Below are 19,928 nucleotides of genomic sequence, written 5' to 3'. Positions count from 1 at the left end.
TACCTGGACCGGCCGCGGCACGTGGAGACCCAGTGCCTGGCCGACACCCACGGCCACGTGGTGGTGGTCTCCACCCGGGACTGCTCGCTGCAGCGGCGCCACCAAAAACTGGTCGAGGAGGCCCCCGCCCCCTTCCTGTCCGAGGCGCAGACCGCGCAGCTGTACGCGGCGTCGAAGGCGATCCTCAAGGAGGCCGGCTACGTCGGCGCCGGCACCGTGGAGTTTTTGGTCGGCGCGGACGGCACCATCTCCTTTTTGGAGGTCAACACCCGGCTGCAGGTCGAGCACCCGGTCACCGAGGAGGTGGCCGGCCTGGACCTGGTGCGCGAGATGTTCCGCATCGCCGACGGCGAGGCGCTGGGCTACGACGACCCGCCGCTGCGCGGGCACTCCTTCGAGTTCCGGATCAACGGCGAGGACCCGGGCCGCAACTTCCTGCCCGCGCCGGGCACCGTCACCGCCTTCGCCCCGCCGTCCGGGCCCGGGGTGCGGCTGGACGCCGGGGTGGAGTCGGGCTCGGTGATCGGCCCGGCCTGGGACTCGCTGCTGGCCAAGCTGATCGTCACCGGCCGCACCCGGGCCGAGGCGCTGCAGCGCGCCGCCCGGGCGCTGGACGAGTTCCAGGTCGAAGGCATGGCCACCGCCATCCCCTTCCACCGCGCCGTCGTCACCGACCCCGCCTTCACTGCCGCCCCCTTCACCGTCCACACCCGCTGGATCGAGACCGGTTTCGCCAACACCATCGAGCCGTTCGTCCCGCCCGCTGAAGGACCCGGCATCGACGCGGAGTCCATTCGCGAACGGGTCGTCGTCGAAGTCGGCAGGCAGCGCCTCGAAGTGGTCCTCCCGTCCTTCCTCGCGCCGGCCCGGACCGCTCCCGCACCGGCCGGCCCCGCCAGGTCCCGCCCGCGCGGCGGAGGAACACGCACGACAGCGGTCTCCGGCGACACGCTCGCCTCCCCGATGCAGGGCACCGTCGTCAAGGCGGCCGTCGAGGAGGGCCAGCGGGTGGAGGAAGGCGACCTGATCGTCGTCCTGGAGGCCATGAAGATGGAACAGCCCCTCAACGCCCACCGCTCCGGCACCGTCAAGGGGCTGCTCGCCACCGGGTCCACCGTGAGCACGGGCGCCACCATCTGCGACATCAAGGACTGATGGCCCGTGGCCCCACTGACCTACACCGATGCCGTGAGCGGAGCGCTGGAGCGGCTGCGCGGAGTCGGCTTCGAGCACGGCCCCCGGTTCGTCAACCACGCGCCGATGGCGGCCGAGGCGTTGGCGTACATGGGATACGCGGACGACGTACCGCGCTGGGTCGACCACAACCTCCGCACGCACACGTACCACGACGTCCCCGAGGCCCGGTGGACGATCGAGGCGGCGGATGCGGATGACTGGCGGTCCGCGCTCGGCGAGTTCAGCCGGGTGGCCGACTGGACCGCGCTCTTCGAGCGTGAACTGGACCTCGCGCCCTGGCCGGAGGTGCTGGCCCGGTGGTGGCCGCGGCTGCTGCCCGGCATGTCGGGTGTCCTCACCCACGGGGTCATCCGGACGGCCCACGCGGTCCGGGCCATCTCCCGGGCGGTCCGGGGCGAGGACGACCGGCTGCTCCGCAACGAGCTCGCCCAGGGCCTGGGTTACTGGGCCGCGCGGTACGCGAGCCACGCGCACGGCATCCGGCCGGGCGACGCGGACCCGCGTACGGGCGACGGAGAAGGGGCGGCCGCCGCGCTCGACGGGCTGGTGGCCGAGTACTCCGGCATCTACGCCTCCGTACCGCAGCGCCACCCGGTCCCGTTGATCCACTCCATCACTGGCCCGGCGGCGGTTCGCCTGGTCGTCGAGCACCTGCCGGCCGACCAGCGCCACGCCTCGTACCTGGTCGCCCGGGACGTCAGCGCCTCGATGCTCGGCTGGTTCTCCGTACCCGCTCCACAGACCTTCGCCGACCACGAAGGGGTCCCGGACCTCGCGGAGGTCTTCGCCACCGCCGCCGCCATCGGTGACGAGCACGCCATCAAGCTGGCCGAGGTGGCCGTACGCCATCAGGAGCTCGCCCCCGATCCCCGTCACGCGGCGGCCGCCCATGCGGCGAACCGGGGGCTGGCCCGCTTCCGCAGGTGAACCGGACACCCCTGCACGCGCACCTCAGGACCCGTTCCCCGCCCATCAGCGGGATTTCACGAGGAGGACCGATGGACGCACAAGTGATCGTCGCGGGCGCGGGACCGGCCGGCATGATGCTGGCCGGTGAACTGCGCCTCGCGGGCGCCGATGTCATCGTGCTGGAGAAGCTGACGGCGCGCACCGGTGAGTCCCGCGGTCTGGGCTTCACCGCCCGGACCATGGAGATCTTCGACCAGCGCGGCCTGCTCTCCCGCTTCGGCGAGATCGAGCTGAGCAACGTGGGCCACTTCGGCGGTCTGCCCGTCGACTTCGGGGTCCTGAAGGGCGCGCACCAGGCGGCCAAGACGATCCCGCAGTCCGCCACCGAGACGGTGCTGGAGGAGTGGGCCACGCAGCTCGGCGCCGACATCCGGCGCAGCCACGAACTCCTCTCCGTCACCGACAAGGAGGACTGTGTCGAGGTCGAGGTGCGCGGTCCGTCGGGTGTCCACACCCTGCGCGCCGACTACCTGGTCGGCTGCGACGGCGGCCGGTCCACCGTGCGCAAGGCGGCCGGGTTCGACTTCCCCGGCACCGCCGCGACCATGGAGATGTTCCTCGCCGACGTCAAGGGCATCACCCTCGAACCGCGCATGATCGGCGAGACCCTGTCCGGCGGCATGGTGATGGTCGGCCCGCTGCCCGGCGGCACGACGCGCCTGATCGTCTGCGAGCGCGGCACCCCGCCGCAGCGCCGTGAGACGCCGCCGAGCTGGCAGGAGGTCGCGGCCGCCTGGCAGCGGCTCACCGGCGACGACATCTCGCACGCCGAGCCGGTCTGGGTCTCCTCGTTCGGCAACGCCACCCGGCACGCCACCGAGTACCGGCGCGGCCGGATCTTCCTCTCCGGCGACTCCGCGCACATCCACCTGCCGGCCGGCGGCCAGGGCATGAACACCAGCATCCAGGACTCGGTGAACCTCGGCTGGAAGCTGGCCGCGGTGGTCCGGGGCCGGGCCCCGGAGTCGCTGCTGGACACCTACCACGCCGAGCGCCACCCGGTCGGTAAGCGGCTGCTCATGAACACCCAGGCCCAGGGGCTGCTGTTCCTCAGCGGTGCGGAGATGCAGCCGCTGCGCGACGTCCTGCACGAGCTGATCCGCTATCCCGAGGTCAGCAAGCACTTCGCGGCCATGGTCGGCGGCCTGGACATCCGCTACGAACTCGACGGCGGCTCACACCCGTTGCTCGGCCTGCGGCTGCCGCACGTGCCGCTCGAAGGGGCCGGTCAGCCGGCGTCGAGCACCGAGGCGCTGCGCGCGGGCCGCGGCGTGCTGCTGGACCTTCAGGACAACGCCGAGCTGCGCCGCCGCGCCGCTCCCTGGACCGATCGCGTCGACCTCTTCACCGCCACCGTCCCCGGCCCCACCGCCGACTGCCTGGGCAACACCAGCGCTCTGCTGCTGCGCCCCGACGGCCATGTGGCGTGGGCCGCGCCGGGCAGCTTCGCCGATCTGCCGATGGCGCTGGACCGCTGGTTCGGCCCGGCACGCTGAACCGTCCATGGCCCTTCCCGGCCGCCCGATACCTTACGGAGACCCCATGCACAGCACGTTGATCGTGGCCCGGATGAACCCCGGCTCCAGCGAGGAGGTCGCCCGGCTCTTCCGTGACTTCGACAAAACCGAGATGCCGCATCTGATGGGCACCCGCCGCCGTCGGCTCTTCTCCTACCGGAACCTCTACTTCCACCTCCAGGACTTCGACACCGACAACGGCGGCGAGCTGATCGAGGCGGCCAAGACCGATCCGCGCTTCCAGCGGATCAGTGACGACCTCAAGCCGTTCATCGAGGCGTACGACCCGGCGACCTGGCGGTCCCCGGCCGACGCCCTCGCCACCCGTTTCTACGACTGGGAGGCCCGGGGATGAGCGCCAGACGCGTCGTCATCACCGGGGTCGGCGTCACTGCCCCCGACGGCATCGGAGCCAAGAACTTCTGGAGCCTGCTGAGCGAGGGCCGCACCGCGACCCGCGGCATCACCTTCTTCGACCCCTCCGCGTTCCGCTCCCGGGTCGCGGCCGAGATCGACTTCGATCCGGAGGCGCACGGGCTGAGCCCGCAGGAGATCCGCCGGATGGACCGGGCCGCGCAGCTGGCGGTCGTCACGGCGCGGGAGGCGGTCGCCGACAGCGGCCTGGACCTGAGCGCGCTGGACCCGTACCGCATGGGCGTCACCATCGGCAGCGCGGTCGGCGCGACGATGGGCCTGGACGAGGAGTACCGAGTGGTCAGCGACGGCGGCCGGCTCTCACACGTGGACCACACCTACGCGGTCCCGCACCTGTACAACTACCTGGTGCCCAGCTCGTTCGCCGCCGAGGTCGCCTGGACGGTCGGGGCGGAGGGCGCCGCCACCGTCGTATCGACCGGCTGCACCTCGGGCATCGACGCGGTGGGCCACGCGGTGGAGCTGATCCGCGAGGGCTCCGCCGATGTGATGGTGGCCGGAGCGACAGACGCGCCGATCTCGCCGATCACGTTGGCCTGCTTCGACGCCATCAAGGCCACTACTCCCCGCAACGACGACGCCGAGCACGCCTCCCGGCCCTTCGACGGCACCCGAAACGGGTTCGTGCTGGGCGAGGGGTCGGCGGTCTTCGTCCTGGAGGAGCTGGAGAGCGCACACAGGCGCGGGGCGCACATCTACGCGGAGATCGCCGGGTACGCCTCGCGCTGCAACGCCTTCCACATGACGGGGCTGCGCGCGGACGGGGCCGAGATGGCCGAGGCGATCACCAACGCGCTGCACGAGGCCCGGCTGAACGCCGAGTCCATCGACTACGTCAACGCGCACGGCTCCGGCACCAAGCAGAACGACCGCCACGAGACCGCCGCGCTGAAGAAGAGCCTCGGCGACCACGCGTACCGCACACCGGTCTCGTCCATCAAGTCGATGGTCGGGCACTCGCTGGGCGCGATCGGCTCGATCGAGATCGCCGCATCGGTCCTCGCCATGGAGCACAACGTGGTGCCTCCGACGGCCAACCTGCACACGCCGGACCCCGAATGCGACCTGGACTATGTGCCCCTGACGGCGCGTGAGCACCGTACGGACACGGTCCTGACCGTCGGCAGCGGCTTCGGCGGCTTCCAGAGCGCCATGGTGCTCGCCCGGCCGGAACGGAGAGAGGCATGAGCGCGACCACCCCGCGCGCGGTGGTGACGGGGATCGGCGTCACCGCCCCCAACGGGCTCGGGAACGACGCCTACTGGGCCGCGACCCGGGCCGGCAAGAGCGGCATCGGCCGGATCACCCGCTTCGACCCCTCGCAGTATCCGGCGCGGCTGGCCGGTGAGGTGCCCGGGTTCACCGCGTCCGAGCATCTGCCGAGCCGGCTGATGGCCCAGACCGACCACATGACCCGCCTCGCTCTCGTCGCCACCGACTGGGCGCTCGCGGACGCCGGGGTCGTGCCGGCCGAACTGCCCGCATACTCCATGGGCGTGGTCACCGCCAGCTCCTCCGGCGGCTTCGAGTTCGGCCAGGGCGAGCTGCAGAAGCTGTGGAGCGAAGGCAGCCAGTACGTCTCCGCGTACCAGTCCTTCGCCTGGTTCTACGCGGTCAACAGCGGCCAGATCTCGATCCGCAACGGCATGAAGGGCCCCAGCGGCGTCGTCGTGTCGGACCAGGCCGGAGGGCTCGACGCACTGGCCCAGGCCCGCCGGCAGATCCGCAAGGGCACCAGGCTGGTCGTCTCCGGTTCGGTGGACGCCTCGATCTGCCCGTGGGGCTGGGTTGCGCAGCTCGCCGGCGGCCGGCTGGCCACCGGCGACGACCCGGGCACCGCGTACGTCCCGTTCGACGCGGCCGCTGCCGGACATGTGCCCGGAGAGGGCGGCGCCATCCTCGTCATGGAGGACGAGGCGGCTGCCGCGGAGCGCGGTGCCGCGGTCTACGGACACATCGCCGGATACGGCTCCACCTTCGACCCCGCACCGGGCGGCGGCCGCCCGCCGGGTCTCCGCAAGGCCATCGAAATCGCGCTGGCCGACGCCGAGCTGAAGCCGGGCGACATCGACGTGGTGTTCGCCGACGCGGCGGCGGTCCCGGAGCTGGACCGGGCCGAGGCACAGGCGCTGAACGTCGTCTTCGGGCCGCGCGGAGTGCCGGTCACCGCGCCGAAGACGATGACCGGGCGCCTCTGCTCGGGTGCCGCTCCCCTCGACGTCGCGACCGCCTTCCTCGCCATGCGGGAGGGCCTCGTCCCGGCCACCGTCAACGTCGACCCGGACCCCGGTCACGATCTGGACCTGGTCACCGGGCAGCCCCGGATGCTCCCGGTCCGCAACGCCCTGGTGCTCGCCCGGGGCCACGGCGGCTTCAACTCGGCGGTCGTCGTCGGTGCGTTGTAGTTCACCTCCCCGCAGCTGAGAGAGAAGGACGGAAGAAGACATGGACACCCAGGCCTTCACCCTGGAGAACCTCAAGCGCATCCTGCGCGAAGGAGCCGGTGCCGACGAGAGCGTCGACTTCGACGGCGACATCCTCGACATGGACTTCGAGGAGCTGGGCTACGAGTCGCTGGCGCTCCTGGAGACGTGCGGCCGGATCGAGCGCGAGTACGGCATCACGCTCGACGACTCGGTGGTCGGCGAGGTGCGCACGCCACGCCGCATGGTCGAGGTCGTCAACGAGCACCTCGGTCAGACGACGCCCGCCTGAGTGCCGCCTCCCACCACCTCTTCGGCATCCGCATCCCGTAACCCGCGAGCCACTCCCGCACCCCTCGTACCTCCGAAGGAGCAGTCATGCCCGGAAACGACCGACCCGTCGCCCTCATCTCCGGCGCCACCAGCGGTATCGGCCTGGCGGTGGCCCGGTTGCTGGCCGCGCAGGGGCACCGCGTCTTCATCGGCGCCCGTGACGCCGAGAACGTCGCCGCCACGATCAAGACCCTGCACGAAGAGGGACTGGAGGCCGACGGCACGGTGCTCGACGTGCGTTCCCCGGACTCCGTCGACGCCTTCGTCCAGGCGGCCGTCGAGCGGTTCGGCACGGTCGACGTCCTCGTCAACAACGCGGGCCGAAGCGGCGGCGGGGTCACGGCCGACCTCGACGACGAGCTGTGGAACGACGTCATGGAAACCAACCTCACCAGCGTCTTCCGCCTCACCCGCGCAGTACTGAACACCGGCGGCATGCGCACCAAGGACCGCGGTCGGATCATCAACATCGCCTCCACGGCAGGGAAGCAGGGTGTGGTGCTCGGAGCGCCCTACTCCGCCTCCAAGCACGGCGTCGTCGGTTTCACCAAGGCCCTCGGCAATGAGCTGGCGCCGACCGGAATCACCGTGAACGCGGTCTGCCCCGGGTACGTCGAGACGCCGATGGCCCAGCGCGTACGGGCCGGCTACGCGGCCGCGTACGACACCTCCGAGGACGCGATCATGCAGAAGTTCACCGCGAAGATCCCGCTCGGCCGCTACTCCACCCCCGAGGAGGTGGCCGGCCTGGTGGGCTACCTCGCCTCCGACACGGCGGCCTCCATCACCGCGCAGGCCCTCAACGTCTGCGGCGGCCTCGGCAACTTCTGAGCCGTGCCCGCTTCCTGAGCTGACGACCCGAGGAGATGAAGAGCATGTCCGACTCCCGACCACGCGAGGTGGAACACGAGATCACGGTCTCGGCCCCGGCCGCGGAGGTGTACCGGCTGATCGCCGAGGTGGAGAACTGGCCGCGGATCTTCCCGCCCACCATCTACGTCGACCACGTCGAGCGCTCCGACGACGAGGAGCTGATCCGGATCTGGGCCACGGCCAACGGCGAGGCGAAGAACTGGACGTCGCGCCGCTTCCTGGACCGCGAGGCGATGCGGATCACCTTCCGCCAGCAGGTCTCGACCCCGCCCGTCGCGACGATGGGCGGCACCTGGATCATCGAGCCGCTCTCGGCCACCGAGTCCCGCATCCGGCTCCGGCACGACTACACCGCCGTCGACGACGACCCGGCCGGGCTCGCCTGGATCGAGGAGGCCGTCGACCGCAACTCGCGCTCCGAGCTGGCCGCGTTGAAGGCCAACGTCGAACTGGTCACCGTCTCCGAGGAGTTGACCTTCTCCTTCGAGGACACCATCGAGATCGAGGGCGCCGTCAAGGACGTCTACGACTTCATCAACGAGGCCGGGCTCTGGTCGGAGCGGCTGCCGCACGTGGCGGTCGTCCGGCTCACCGAGGACAGCCCCGGCCTCCAGACCCTGGAGATGGACACCCGCGCCAAGGACGGCTCCGTGCACACCACGAAGTCGTACCGGGTCTGCCTGAACGGCGAGAGGATCGCGTACAAGCAGACCACCCTGCCGGCCCTGATGGACCTGCACACCGGCCTCTGGACCTTCCGGGAGACCGACACCGGGGTCGCCGCCATCTCGCAGCACACCGTGGTCATCCGCGCCGAGAACATCGGGAAGATCCTCGGGCCGGAGGCGGACGTGGCACAGGCGAAGGAGTACGTGCGGTCGGCGCTCAGCACCAACAGCCGCGCGACTCTCGGCCACGCCAAGGACTACGCCGAAGCCCGGCGCTGACGCCGTGCGGGCCCCCGTCACCACGGATGTCGTCGTGGAAACGGCCATGGACAGGGACGTCGTCGTCGTGGGCGCGGGCCCCGTCGGGCTGATGCTCGCCGGGGAGCTGCGGCTCGGCGGCGCGGACGTGATCGTGCTGGATCGGCTGGACGCGCCGACGACCGAGTCCCGCGCCTCCACCCTGCACGCCCGCACCATGGAGATCCTCGACCAGCGAGGGCTGCTGGACGAGATCGGCACTCCGCCGGACGAGCCCATGGGCCACTTCGGCGGCCTTCCGATGGACCTGCGGCTGCCCGGCCCGTACCCGGGCCAGTGGAAGGTCCCGCAGACCCGCACCGAAGAGGTCCTCGGCGCCCGGGCCGTACGGCTCGGCGCCGAGGTGCGGCGCGGCCACCGGGTCACCGGTCTGGAGCAGCACCCGAACCGGGTCGTGGTCGAGGCGGCGGGGCCCGGCGGTGCTCCGGTACGGGTCACGGCCCTGTACGTCGTCGGATGTGACGGCGAAGAGTCCACCGTGCGCCGCCTCGCCGCCATCGCCTTCCCCGGCACCGACGCCCGACGCGAGCTGATCCGCGCCGACATCGACGGCATCGACATCCGCGGCCGCCGCTTCGAACGGCTGCCGCGCGGACTGGCGATCGCGGCCCGCCGGGCCGACGGCGTCACCCGCGTGATGGTCCACGAGTTCGGCCGGACACCACGTGCCGCACAGGCGTCCTTCGCCGACATCGTGGACGCCTGGCACAACGTCACCGGCGAGGACCTCTCGACCGGAACTCCTTTGTGGGTCAACGCGTTCGGCGATGTCTCCCGGCAGGCCGAGCGCTACCGGCACGGCCGGGTGCTGCTGGCCGGCGACGCCGCCCACGCCCAGATGCCGATCGGCGGCCAGGCCCTCAACCTGGGCCTCCAGGACGCGGTCAACCTGGGCTGGAAGCTGGCGGCGGTGGTCGGCGGCCGGGGCCCGGACCGGCTGCTGGACTCGTACCACGAGGAGCGCCACGAGGTGGGCCGCCAGGTCCTCGCCAACATTCGCGCGCAGGCCCGGTTGCTGCTCGGCGGACCGGAGGTCACGGGGCTGCGGCAGGTGATCGGCGAACTGCTCCCGTACGAGGCGGTGCGGGCCCGGCTGGCGGGGACGGTCAGCGGTCTGGACATCCGGTACGGCGGTACGCCCGCGGACGCGGGCCGTCCGGGCGGCGGGCCGCACGCCCTGGCAGGCCGGAGGTTGCCGCCGGTCTCGCTGGAACTCCGCCCGTCCCGGGGCCGTGCGGTGCTCCGGGGCGGGGCGGCGGGCTCGACGCCGTACGGCGTCGGGGCCGACGGCCCCGACAGCGGCGGTTCCGAGACGGACGGCTCGTCCGTGCGTACGACGGACCTGCTGCGAGGCGCGCGCGGAGTGCTGCTGGTGACGGCGGACGAGGAGGAGCGGCGGCTACTGCTCACGGGGGCCGCCGGGCCGTTCGGCCGGAGCGTGGACGTCGTGACGGTGTTCCGGCCGGTGGACGATCCGGCCGGGGCGCCGCTGGACGGTGCGGATGCTGTCCTGGTCCGGCCGGACGGGTACGTCGCCTGGGCCGGCACGTCGGCCGCGGGCCTCGAAGCGGCGCTCGCCACGTGGTTCGCGCGGGACACCCGGATCGCGCGGGCCTCCCGGGTCACCTCGGCCTCCCCGGCCACCTCGAAGACCGGGCCCACCGAACGACACCCGTCACCCACGGGCCCGTACATCGGTTCACACATCGGCAGGAGAGAGAACATGGGCAAGCTCACCGGAAAGACGGCACTGGTCACCGGCGCGAGCCGGGGCATGGGGCGGGCCACCGCCGAACGGCTGGCGCGGGAAGGGGCGCTCGTCGCCGTCCACTACGCGACCGGCGCGGACGCGGCGACCGAGGTCGTGGAGCGCATCGAGAAGGACGGCGGACGCGGCTTCGCCGTCCAGGCCGAGCTGGGCGCGGCCGGCGGCGTCCACGAACTCTTCCTCGGGCTCGAAGAGGGCCTCAAGGAGCGCACCGGCTCCACGGAGCTGAACATCCTGGTCAACAACGCCGGGGTGATGGGCGGGGTCGCGGCCGAGGACACGACCCCGGAGCAGTTCGACCGCATCTTCGCGGTCAACGCGAAGGCGCCGTTCTTCATCATCCAGCGGGCCCTGGCCAGCATTCCGGACGGCGGCCGGATCGTGAACGTCTCCTCCGGCCTCACGCGCTTCTCCAATCCGGACGAGATCGCCTACGCGATGAGCAAGGGCGCCGTCGAGATGCTCGCCCTGCACTTCGCCAAGCTGCTCGGCCCGCGCAACATCACCATCAACTCCGTCGCGCCCGGCATCACCCGCAACAGCAATCCGGTCTTCGACATCCCGGAAGCCGTCACGTCCATGGCGGGGCTGTCCACCTTCAACCGGGTGGGCGAACCCGAGGACGTCGCCGACGTCATCGCCTTCCTGGTCTCCGACGACGCCCGCTGGGTCACCGGCTCGTTCGTCGACGCGAGCGGCGGCACGCTGCTCGGCTGACCGCCGTCCCCGACGTGAGCGGCGGAGCCCCGCCCTCCCCGACCCGCTGGAGCGCCGGACCATGACCAGTTCCTTCGTACCCCCGCACACCGCACCCGCCCCGGCACACGCACCGTGGAGCCCCCGGATGTGGGGGCTGCTGGTCGTGCTCGCCGGCAACATGCTCATCGACGCGCTCGAAGTGTCCATGGCGCTCGTGGCGCTGCCCACGATCGGCACGGACCTCGGCGCGTCGCTCACCACGACGCAGTGGACGATCACCGGATTCGCCGTCGGCTTCGGCGGCCTGATGCTGTTCGGCGCCCGTGTCGTGGCGCTGCTGGGACGCCGCCGGGTCTACCTCGCCGCCCTCCTCGGCTTCGCCGTCGCCTCGCTGATCGGCGCGCTCGCCGAGGACCCCTCGCTCCTCACCGCCACCCGGGTGGTGAAGGGCTTCTGCGCGGCGCTGACCGCACCCACCGGGCTCGCGATCATCGCCACCACCTTCCCGGAAGGCACGCCGCGGAACCGGGCCCTGTCCGTCTACACCCTCTTCGGTGCCGGAGGATTCACCACCGGGCTGCTGCTCTCCGGCTGGCTGACCGGCTTCAGCTGGCGCCTGACCTTCGCCTTTCCGGCCCCGGCGGTCCTGGTGCTGTTCGTTCTGGGCCTGCGGCTGATCCCGGGCTCGACACAGGGTGGTGCGGAGCGGCCGGGCGGTGGGACGGCACAGCCGCCGTCCGGCGCGGCGCGGCGGCGTTACGGCTTCGCGAGCGCGGTCGCGTTCCTCGTCGCCCTGCTCGCTCTGGTCCAGGGCATCACCTCGGTGCCCGCGCACGGCTGGGTCGACCTCCGCTCCACCGGCCTGCTGGTCCTGACCGGAGTGCTGCTCAGCCTCTTCGTCGTCCTCGAACGCGCCTCGGCGGAGCCACTCGTACGGTTCGCCGCACTCCGCAGCGGCGCGATGATTCGCTCGGCGCTCGGCGCGACCTGTCTCAACGGCTCTTATCTGGGGCTGTTGTTCATCGCCGGTCACCAGCTCCAGAGTCTGGCGGGCTGGTCTCCACTGCGGACCGCGGCCGCCTTCCTGCCGGCCGCGGCTCCGCTGGTGGTGGCCGCGCCGTACTCCGGACGGATCGTCGCCCGCTTCGGCGCACCGCGCCTGATCGCGGCCGGTGCGCTGCTCCCGTTCGCGGGCTACCTGCTGTACCTGCGCACGCCCTGGCCACTGGCGTACGCCACCGGAATCCTGCCGACGATGCTGCTGGTGGGGGCCGGTTTCGTGCTCTCCTTCGCCGCGCTGAACAGCCAGGCGACCTCTCAACTGCCCCCCGCCGAACGGGGAGCGGCCAGCGGCCTCTACCAGACCGGCGTCCAGGTCGGCGCCACACTCTCGGTGGCCCTGGTGGCCGCGCTGCTCACGGCGTGGACTCCACCGGCCGGAGCGGTCCCGGCGGAGATCGCGGCGGCCTGTCGCCCGGCGCTGACCGTGGTGACCGCGATCGGCGGCCTCGGCCTGCTCACCGCACTCACCGGCCTGCGCTTTCGGCGTATGGGACCGCACTGACGGTCCGTGTGTGGCGCGGACGGACCGTCAGTGCGGTGGGTCCGGGCCCCACTGAACGCACCGGACCACAACCCCGGCTCCAGGCCGCAGGCCGGCGCCCCCAGGCCCTGGCCCTCGGTACCGGGTCCCTCGGCCCTCCGGGACGTCCAAGGACACCGCGCACGCCTCCGCCCCCACCCCCACCGGCCCACCGCCCGCGTCCCACCGTCGCCCCGCCCGGGCCACGTGGACGTCCGGCTCGTGCGCCCGCCTCTTCCCGGACTGCCGGACCAGACCGCCGGAAGACTCGGCGCCGAACTCCGGCGCGCGGCCTCCTTCGTGCGTCCCGCCGATTGGGCCGCGTACACCGTGCTGCCGCGGCGGCTGCTCGGCGGCCACCTCGACCGGCCGCCCGTTCGTACGGGAGCCCTGTCCCGGCTGCGCGGAGCCGCACGGCCGGCCCGCCCCGGTCCCCGGCCTGCGGACCGCCGCCGCACATCTCCCTGGCGTACCGCCGGGGCCTGATCGCCGTCGCGGTCGCTCCGCGCGTCATCGGCGTCGACGTGAAACGGCTGCCGTCACCGGTGACCGTGGAGGCGTGCGCCCGCGCACCGCATCCGGGAGAGCAGGCGGAGCCGGAGGCCGCGCCGCCGGGCGAGCGCCGGGCGCGCTTCGGCCGGTCGTGGACCCGTGAGGAGGCGTACCTCAAGGCACTCGGCACCGGCCTCTCCCGCCGGCCGCGCACCGACTCCCCGGGGTCCGACCTGCGGCGCGGGCCGGCCAGTCGGGCAGCCCTGGACCTTCCCGCCGGGCCGGAGCACGCGGCGGCGATCGCGGTGCCCGGCGACCGTCCGGAACGCGGCTCCCTCCGGTGGCTGCCCGAGGAGTCCCCGTACAGCGACGGCGCCCCGGGCCCGAACTCCGGCAGCACGATCACCCGAAGCTCACGTTGAGGAGCGTGCACCCATGTCGACCGACGAGAAGACCACCGCACAAACCACTTCCCGGCTCACGTCACGGGCCACCGTCACCCGGCTCGCCGCGCGCGGCCACTGGACGGCCATGGAGCGCCTGGAGGAACTCGGCCTGATCAAGGAGGAGGCTCACAAGGGGTCCGACCCGCGAGCCACCGAACGCCAGCACGCCAAGGGCAAGCTGACCGCCCGTGAACGAATCGACCTGCTCCTGGACGAGGGCACGTTCACCGAGGTCGAGCCGTTGCGCCGGCACCGGGCCACCGGCTTCGGCCTGGAGGACAAGCGACCGTACACGGACGGGGTCATCACCGGCTGGGGCACGGTCCACGGCCGGACCGTCTTCCTGTACGCGCACGACTTCCGAATCTTCGGAGGGGCGCTGGGCGAGGCGCACGCGGCCAAGATCCACAAGATCATGGACATGGCCCTGTCGGCGGGCGCGCCGCTGGTCTCGCTCAACGACGGCGCGGGCGCCCGCATCCAGGAGGGAGTCTCCGCGCTCGCCGGGTACGGCGGCATCTTCCTCCGCAACACCAAGGCGTCCGGTGTGATCCCGCAGATCTCCGTCATGCTCGGCCCGTGCGCGGGCGGCGCCGCCTACTCACCGGCGCTGACCGACTTCGTCTTCATGGTCCGCGGGATCGCCCAGATGTTCATCACCGGCCCGGACGTCGTGAAGTCCGTGACCGGCGAGGAGATCAGCCAGAACGGACTGGGCGGAGCCGATGTGCACGGCTCGACCTCCGGCGTGGCGCACTTCACGTACGACGACGTCCGCACCTGCATGGAGGACGTCCGCCACCTGCTGTCGCTGCTGCCCGCCAACAACCGGGACCTGCCCCCGGGCGCTCCGGTGACCGACCCGGTGGACCGGCCCACCGACCGGCTGCTGGAGCTGGTGCCCGACGATCCGCAGCGGGTCTACGACATCCGGACCGTGATCGAGGAGATCGTCGACGACGGCGACTACTTCGAGGTGCATCCGGCCTGGGCCACCAACATCGTCTGCGCCCTGTCGCGGATGGGCGGTGAGGTCGTGGGCATCGTCGCCAACCAGCCCGCCTCCTCTGCGGGCGTCCTGGACATCAACGCCTCCGAGAAGGCGGCGCGTTTCGTCCAATTCTGCGACGCCTTCAACATCCCCCTGGTCACGCTGATCGACGTACCGGGCTTCCTGCCGGGCGTGGACCAGGAGCACAACGGCATCATCCGGCGGGGCGCGAAGCTGCTCTACGCGTACTGCAACGCCACCGTCCCGCGGATCTCGCTCGTCCTGCGCAAGGCGTACGGCGGCGCGTACATCGTCATGGACTCCCGCTCCATCGGAACCGACCTCGCGCTCGCCTGGCCCTCGAACGAGATCGCCGTGATGGGTGCGGAGGGCGCGGCCAACATCATCTTCCGCCGCGAGATCAACGAGGCGGAGGACCCGGAGGCGGTGCGGCAGCAGAAGATCAAGGAGTACCAGGTGGAGTTGATGCACCCGTACTACGCGGCCGAACGCGGCCTGGTGGACGATGTGATCGACCCGCGCCAGACCCGGCGGATCATCATCCGGTCGCTGGCGATGCTGCGCCGCAAACACGCCGACCTGCCGTCGCGCAAGCACGGCAACCCGCCGCAGTGACCGCGCCCGGTCGCGAGACCACCACCTTCCGGATCGTCAGCGGACAGCCCACCGCCGCCGACCTCGCGGCCCTGACCGCCGTCCTGCTGAGCCGGCTCGCGGCGACCGGAACCCACGCGGACGACGGCGCCGGGACCCCGCGCACGGCCGGCTGGCGCCGCCCGGAACGAGCGGTCCCGCACCGCGATCCGCGCGACTGGCGCGTGTCGGGGAGCCGTGTGTCCTGAGCGGGCCCGCAGCTTCTGGTCCATCCTTCCGAGCGAAAGGAGTTCCGATCCGATGCCCCAGCTGTCACCCGTCGCCGTCGCGGCACCGCAGGTCCGCGCGACGACCCTGCACGCCGACGGCCTCACCCTGTCCGCGCTGCTCGCCGAGCCGGTGGACGCGGCGCCGCGCGCGGTCCTCGTCGCCCTGCACGGTGGAGGCATGCGCGCCGGCTACTTCGACAACCGTGCCCGCCCCGGCCTCTCCCTCCTCGCGCTGGGAGCCCAGCTCGGCTACACCGTGCTCGCCGTCGACCGGCCCGGTTACGGACTCTCCGCCGCGCGGCTGCCCCGCGGTCTGACCCTGGCGGACTCGGCCCCGGTCCTGCACGCCGCGCTGGCCGACTTCTCGGCGCGGTACGCCACCGGGGCCGGCCTGTTCCTCGTCGCCCACAGCTACGGAGGCAAACTCGCGCTGGCGGCCGCCAGCGCGTTCGGGGACGTACTGATCGGCATGGACATCTCCGGGCTCGGCAACCGCCTCGCCGTCGCCCCGCACCAACTCCCCGGACCCGGCGGCCAGGGCGAGTGGCGCAGGCACTGGGGCGCCCTGCGCCTCTACCCGCCGAACGCCTTCCGGCTCGGGCAGGCGCTCCTCTCGCAGGTCCCGGAGATCGAGGCGGCGCAGGGACGGTCGTGGCCGGAACTGTATCCGGAGCTGGCCGCACGGGTCCGGGCCCCCGTCCGCTTCACGTTCGCCGAGCAGGAGCAGTGGTGGCGGTACGACGAGGAGGCGGTGGCGGACCTGACCCGGCCGTTCGTGTCGGCCCCGGTGCGCGTCGACCACCAGCCCGACGCGGGTCACAACATCAGCCTCGGCTGGGCGGCCCGCACCTACCACCTGCGGGTCTGCGGATTCTTGGAGGAGTGCCTCCTCGCACGCGACGCGGCGGTCCCGCAGCGTCGGCCTGTGGGGGCGGCCCTATGAACGCGGGAGGCACCATGCCGAACCTCATGCTCGACCACGACAACGCCCCGGGCCCGACGGCGTACACGTGCCCGCTCCTGCTCGCGCGCCCGGCCGAACCGCGGCGCCCGTTACGGCCCGTGCGCCCGGCCCTCCTGGCCGGTGAGGAGCCGGACGCCTTCGACCAGCACATATTCCGGGGCACCGACTGAGCCACGCCGACGAGGCGACCCGGACCCGCCGGCCCTCACCGTCGGAGGGGAAGGCCGCCGTCTGGGTGGCCCGCGTCCCGAGCCCCCACCGTGCCCTGACCTGCTGGTGGGTGTGTTCGCGCAGGGCCAGGGGTTTCATCGCCTTCTCGGTGAAGGCGACCGTGGGATCGTCGAACGGTTCGGTGATGGAGCCCCACCGGATGTCGGGCGGGAAGGACATCCACTCCTCGCCGGTGATCTCGGGGTCGGCGGGCGGGGTTCGGAAAGGGGCTTCATGAAGTCGGTTCCAGTCGCTCGGTCGCTCACTCGCCCAGGACGTCCCGGACGAACGTGTTGGTGAACTTCCCTCCGGGGTCCAGGGTCCGGGCCAGGGTCCGGAAGTCGTCCAGCCGCGGGTAGCGGGCGCGCAGGTCGGCCGCTGGCGTGGTGAACACCTTCCCCCAGTGCGGTCGCGCCTCGAAGGGCGCCAGCGCCTCCTCCAGCCGCCGCACCACGGGCAGCACGGCCGGGGTGTCCTCCACCCAGGTGAAGTGGGCGGCCACGGTGTCCCGGCCGTAGCAGGGGCTGAGCCACTGGCTGTCGGCGGCCACCGTCCGCACCTCGCAGGTCTGCAGCACGGGGGCGACGGTCTCCCGGATCCCGTCGATCGCGTGCAGCATGTCGAGGGCGAACCGGCGCGGCAGCAGGTACTCCGACTGCAGTTCCGCCCCGCTGCTCGGGGTGAACTCCGCGCGGAAGTGCGGCAGCCGCTCGTGCCAGGGCCCCGGCACCCCGAACTGCTCCGTGCAGTTGACCGCCGGCATGCCGGGCACGGGGTGCAGTTTCTCGGTCGCGGGCACAGCCCAGGGGAAGTCCGGCAGCAGCTGGTCCGTACGCCGCTTCACCCACACCTGCCGGAAGCCCGGCGCGACCCAGTCGGTGAACAGGCTCACGCTGTACGCGGCCGACATCACTTCCTCGAAGGTGGCGGTGTCCAGCCCGGCCAGCGGGAACTCGGTGAACAGATGCTGCTCGACGTCGTAGGCGGGCGTCAGGTCCAGGGTGAGCGCGGTGACCACACCGAGCGCCCCGAGCGAGGTGACCGCCCCGCCGAACCGGGCCTCGTCCCCGCGGTCGATCCGTACCGTCGAGCCGTCCGCCGTGACCAGCTCCACCGTGCGCACGGACGAGGCGAGCGGGCCGTTGCCGACACCGGAGCCGTGCGTGCCGGTGGCGACCGAGCCGGCCACCGAGATGTGCGGGAGCGACGCCATGTTCGCCAGCGCCAGCCCGTGCCGGTGCACCTGCCGGGCCAGCTCGGCGTACCGCACGCCACCGCCGACCCGGACCGTCCTGGCGGTCGTGTCCACGTCGATCTGCGGGGGCAGCGCGTCCAGGGAGAGCAGGACGCCGTCCGCACCGGCCTCGGCGATCTCGTTGAAGGAGTGCCCGCTGCCCAGGACCCGCACCCGGGAGCCGCCGGCGACCAGCGCGCGCAGCGCGTCCAGGGTGGGCGGGCGGTGCAGTTCCTCGGCGGCGTACGTGATGTTGCCGGCCCAGTTGGTCACGGTCCCGGTCATGCGGCGGCCCCTCCCCGAGTCGTCGAGCGTGTCGGGGACATCACATCACCGCGCCGACCGGCGCCGATGCCGGGGGCCGCCGGTCCGTTCGCCGGACCCGGTTGCACACCCGAGGGGGGCGGGGGCATACCGTGAGGAGTCGTACGTCCGAGCCGGGAGTCGTACGTCCGAGCCGGAAGGAGACACGGGATGGGCAGCGGCAGCCGTACCGCGCTGGTCGAGGATCTGATGGAGCGGTTCCCGCATGTGCCGCGCGAGGCCGTCTTCAAGGAGGACCTGCTCCGGGGCGGTATCGCCTTCGATCCGTCCGCCCTCAGCGACAACGAGAAGGGCGAGGTCAAGCCGAAGTCGTACTTCATCTTCTCCTTCGACCACGGCACGCTGCCCGAGCTGGGCGAGGCCGCGCTGCGGCGCCCGCCCGAGGAGATCATCCTCACCGGCGGCCCCTACGACCTGCGCCGCACGGTCGTCTCCGTCCGGGTGAACCCGGCCTCCCCGTACCGGGTCGCCGCGAACGAGGACGGCGTGCTCGGCCTCTACCTCGACGGGAAGCGCATCGCCGACGTCGGCGTGCCGCCGATGCCCGAGTACTACCGGCACACCCTCTCCAACGGGAAGTCCGTCATGGAGGTGGCCCCGACCATCCAGTGGGGCTACCTGATCTACCTGACCGTCTTCCGGGTCTGCCAGTACTTCGGCGCCAAGGAGGAGTGCCAGTACTGCGACATCAACCACAACTGGCGCCAGCACAAGGCGGCCGGCCGCCCCTACACCGGGGTCAAGGACGTCGAGGAGGTCCTCGAGGCCCTGGAGATCATCGACCGGTACGACACGGCGAAGGCGTCCACCGCCTACACCCTCACCGGCGGCGCGATCACCAAGACGGTCGCCGGCCGTGACGAGGCCGACTTCTACGGGCACTACGCCAAGGCCATCGAGGAGCGCTTCCCCGGCCGCTGGATCGGCAAGGTCGTCGCCCAGGCGCTGCCCAAGGACGACGTGCAGCGCTTCAAGGACTACGGCGTGCAGATCTACCACCCCAACTACGAGGTGTGGGACGAGTACCTGTTCAAGATGTACTGCCCGGGCAAGGAGCGCTACGTCGGCCGCGACGAGTGGCACAAGCGCATCCTGGACTCCGCGGACGTCTTCGGCGCGCGCAACGTCATCCCCAACTTCGTGGCGGGCGTGGAGATGTCCGAGCCGTTCGGCTTCACCACCGTCGACGAGGCCATCGCCTCGACCACCGAGGGCCTGCGCTTCTTCATGTCGCACGGCATCACGCCCCGCTTCACCACCTGGTGCCCCGAGCCGACGACCCCGCTCGGCAAGGCCAACCCGCAGGGAGCGCCGCTGGAGTACCACATCCGGCTGCTCGAGGCGTACCGCGCCACGATGGACGAGTTCGGCCTCGCCTCGCCCCCCGGCTACGGCCCGCCCGGACCCGGCCGCGCGGTGTTCTCCGTCAGCTCCTTCATGGACAGCCTCCCGGAGCAGACGCCCGTCGAGGGGTGAGCCCTTCCGGGCACGAGGACCCCAGGGTCCCTGAGCCCGAGGATCCTCGATCCCGAGGACCTTTTGAGCAAGGCCGAGAGGGCCGGAACCGAGACGGTTCCGGCCCTTCTTGCGTAGGGTGCCCG

18 protein-coding genes and 1 pseudogene are annotated in these 19,928 nt (G+C 72.0%); 18 read left to right on the top strand and 1 reads right to left on the bottom strand.

Features of this window, described 5'->3' with window-relative positions; all coding sequences use genetic code 11:
- The 17 genes and pseudogenes from ACWEQO_RS32395 to ACWEQO_RS32315 form a co-directional block, all read left to right on the top strand.
- A pseudogene (locus tag ACWEQO_RS32395) lies at nt 1-859 on the top strand (ATP-binding protein); the annotation flags it as partial.
- Nucleotides 838-1,155: an acetyl-CoA carboxylase biotin carboxyl carrier protein subunit gene (locus tag ACWEQO_RS32390; protein WP_452986179.1), complete on the top strand. Its 318-nt coding sequence runs from the start codon at nt 838-840 to the stop codon at nt 1,153-1,155. The pseudogene ACWEQO_RS32395 and the gene ACWEQO_RS32390, both read left to right, overlap by 22 nt.
- A 6-nt stretch (nt 1,156-1,161) precedes the next feature.
- Nucleotides 1,162-2,124 (top strand): hypothetical protein, encoded by a 963-nt coding sequence (locus tag ACWEQO_RS32385; RefSeq protein ID WP_361460801.1) that lies wholly within the window; start codon nt 1,162-1,164, stop codon nt 2,122-2,124.
- 71 nt (nt 2,125-2,195) lie between these two features.
- Nucleotides 2,196-3,662, top strand: coding sequence for an FAD-dependent monooxygenase (locus tag ACWEQO_RS32380; RefSeq protein WP_361460803.1), 1,467 nt, complete (start codon nt 2,196-2,198; stop codon nt 3,660-3,662).
- A 46-nt stretch (nt 3,663-3,708) separates the two neighbouring features.
- Nucleotides 3,709-4,038 (top strand): TcmI family type II polyketide cyclase, encoded by a 330-nt coding sequence (locus ACWEQO_RS32375; RefSeq protein ID WP_452986176.1) that lies wholly within the window; start codon nt 3,709-3,711, stop codon nt 4,036-4,038.
- Nucleotides 4,035-5,306 (top strand): beta-ketoacyl-[acyl-carrier-protein] synthase family protein, encoded by a 1,272-nt coding sequence (locus ACWEQO_RS32370; protein ID WP_452986175.1) that lies wholly within the window; start codon nt 4,035-4,037, stop codon nt 5,304-5,306. Before ACWEQO_RS32375 ends, ACWEQO_RS32370 begins: the two co-directional genes overlap by 4 nt.
- Nucleotides 5,303-6,523, top strand: coding sequence for a ketosynthase chain-length factor (locus ACWEQO_RS32365; protein WP_361460808.1), 1,221 nt, complete (start codon nt 5,303-5,305; stop codon nt 6,521-6,523). The genes ACWEQO_RS32370 and ACWEQO_RS32365 overlap by 4 nt, the downstream gene beginning before the upstream one ends.
- A gap of 40 nt (nt 6,524-6,563) precedes the next feature.
- Nucleotides 6,564-6,833: an acyl carrier protein gene (locus tag ACWEQO_RS32360; RefSeq protein ID WP_361460810.1), complete on the top strand. Its 270-nt coding sequence runs from the start codon at nt 6,564-6,566 to the stop codon at nt 6,831-6,833.
- A gap of 86 nt (nt 6,834-6,919) precedes the next feature.
- The gene (gene fabG / locus ACWEQO_RS32355; protein WP_361460812.1) at nt 6,920-7,705 is read left to right on the top strand and encodes a 3-oxoacyl-ACP reductase FabG; all 786 of its coding nucleotides are present in this window, start codon (nt 6,920-6,922) and stop codon (nt 7,703-7,705) included.
- Nucleotides 7,706-7,749: 44 nt separating this feature from the next.
- Nucleotides 7,750-8,694, top strand: coding sequence for an aromatase/cyclase (locus ACWEQO_RS32350; protein ID WP_361460814.1), 945 nt, complete (start codon nt 7,750-7,752; stop codon nt 8,692-8,694).
- A gap of 46 nt (nt 8,695-8,740) precedes the next feature.
- The gene (locus tag ACWEQO_RS32345; protein ID WP_361460816.1) at nt 8,741-11,218 is read left to right on the top strand and encodes an SDR family oxidoreductase; all 2,478 of its coding nucleotides are present in this window, start codon (nt 8,741-8,743) and stop codon (nt 11,216-11,218) included.
- Nucleotides 11,219-11,279: 61 nt separating this feature from the next.
- Nucleotides 11,280-12,764: an MFS transporter gene (locus ACWEQO_RS32340; protein ID WP_452986174.1), complete on the top strand. Its 1,485-nt coding sequence runs from the start codon at nt 11,280-11,282 to the stop codon at nt 12,762-12,764.
- A gap of 542 nt (nt 12,765-13,306) precedes the next feature.
- Nucleotides 13,307-13,696, top strand: a complete 390-nt coding sequence (locus ACWEQO_RS32335; RefSeq protein ID WP_361460820.1) for a 4'-phosphopantetheinyl transferase superfamily protein — start codon at nt 13,307-13,309, stop codon at nt 13,694-13,696.
- A gap of 109 nt (nt 13,697-13,805) precedes the next feature.
- Nucleotides 13,806-15,347, top strand: a complete 1,542-nt coding sequence (locus ACWEQO_RS32330; RefSeq protein WP_452986178.1) for an acyl-CoA carboxylase subunit beta — start codon at nt 13,806-13,808, stop codon at nt 15,345-15,347.
- Nucleotides 15,344-15,574, top strand: coding sequence for an acyl-CoA carboxylase epsilon subunit (locus tag ACWEQO_RS32325; RefSeq protein ID WP_361460821.1), 231 nt, complete (start codon nt 15,344-15,346; stop codon nt 15,572-15,574). Before ACWEQO_RS32330 ends, ACWEQO_RS32325 begins: the two co-directional genes overlap by 4 nt.
- Nucleotides 15,575-15,626: 52 nt before the next feature.
- Nucleotides 15,627-16,538 (top strand): alpha/beta hydrolase, encoded by a 912-nt coding sequence (locus ACWEQO_RS32320; RefSeq protein ID WP_452986173.1) that lies wholly within the window; start codon nt 15,627-15,629, stop codon nt 16,536-16,538.
- A gap of 14 nt (nt 16,539-16,552) precedes the next feature.
- On the top strand, nt 16,553-16,729 hold the full coding sequence (locus tag ACWEQO_RS32315; protein ID WP_361460825.1) for a hypothetical protein: 177 nt from the start codon (nt 16,553-16,555) through the stop codon (nt 16,727-16,729).
- Between the two features lie 302 nt (nt 16,730-17,031).
- On the opposite strand, the gene ACWEQO_RS32310 is transcribed toward ACWEQO_RS32315, so the two are convergent.
- Nucleotides 17,032-18,288, bottom strand: a complete 1,257-nt coding sequence (locus tag ACWEQO_RS32310; protein WP_452986172.1) for an FAD-binding protein — start codon at nt 18,286-18,288, stop codon at nt 17,032-17,034.
- 189 nt (nt 18,289-18,477) lie between these two features.
- Between ACWEQO_RS32310 and ACWEQO_RS32305 the strand changes: the two genes are divergently transcribed.
- Nucleotides 18,478-19,803, top strand: a complete 1,326-nt coding sequence (locus ACWEQO_RS32305; RefSeq protein ID WP_361460829.1) for a radical SAM protein — start codon at nt 18,478-18,480, stop codon at nt 19,801-19,803.
- Nucleotides 19,804-19,928: the final 125 nt, after the last annotated feature.

Source organism: Streptomyces sp. NPDC004051 (genome assembly GCF_053604275.1).
This window is presented reverse-complemented; position numbering and strand designations above follow the sequence as displayed.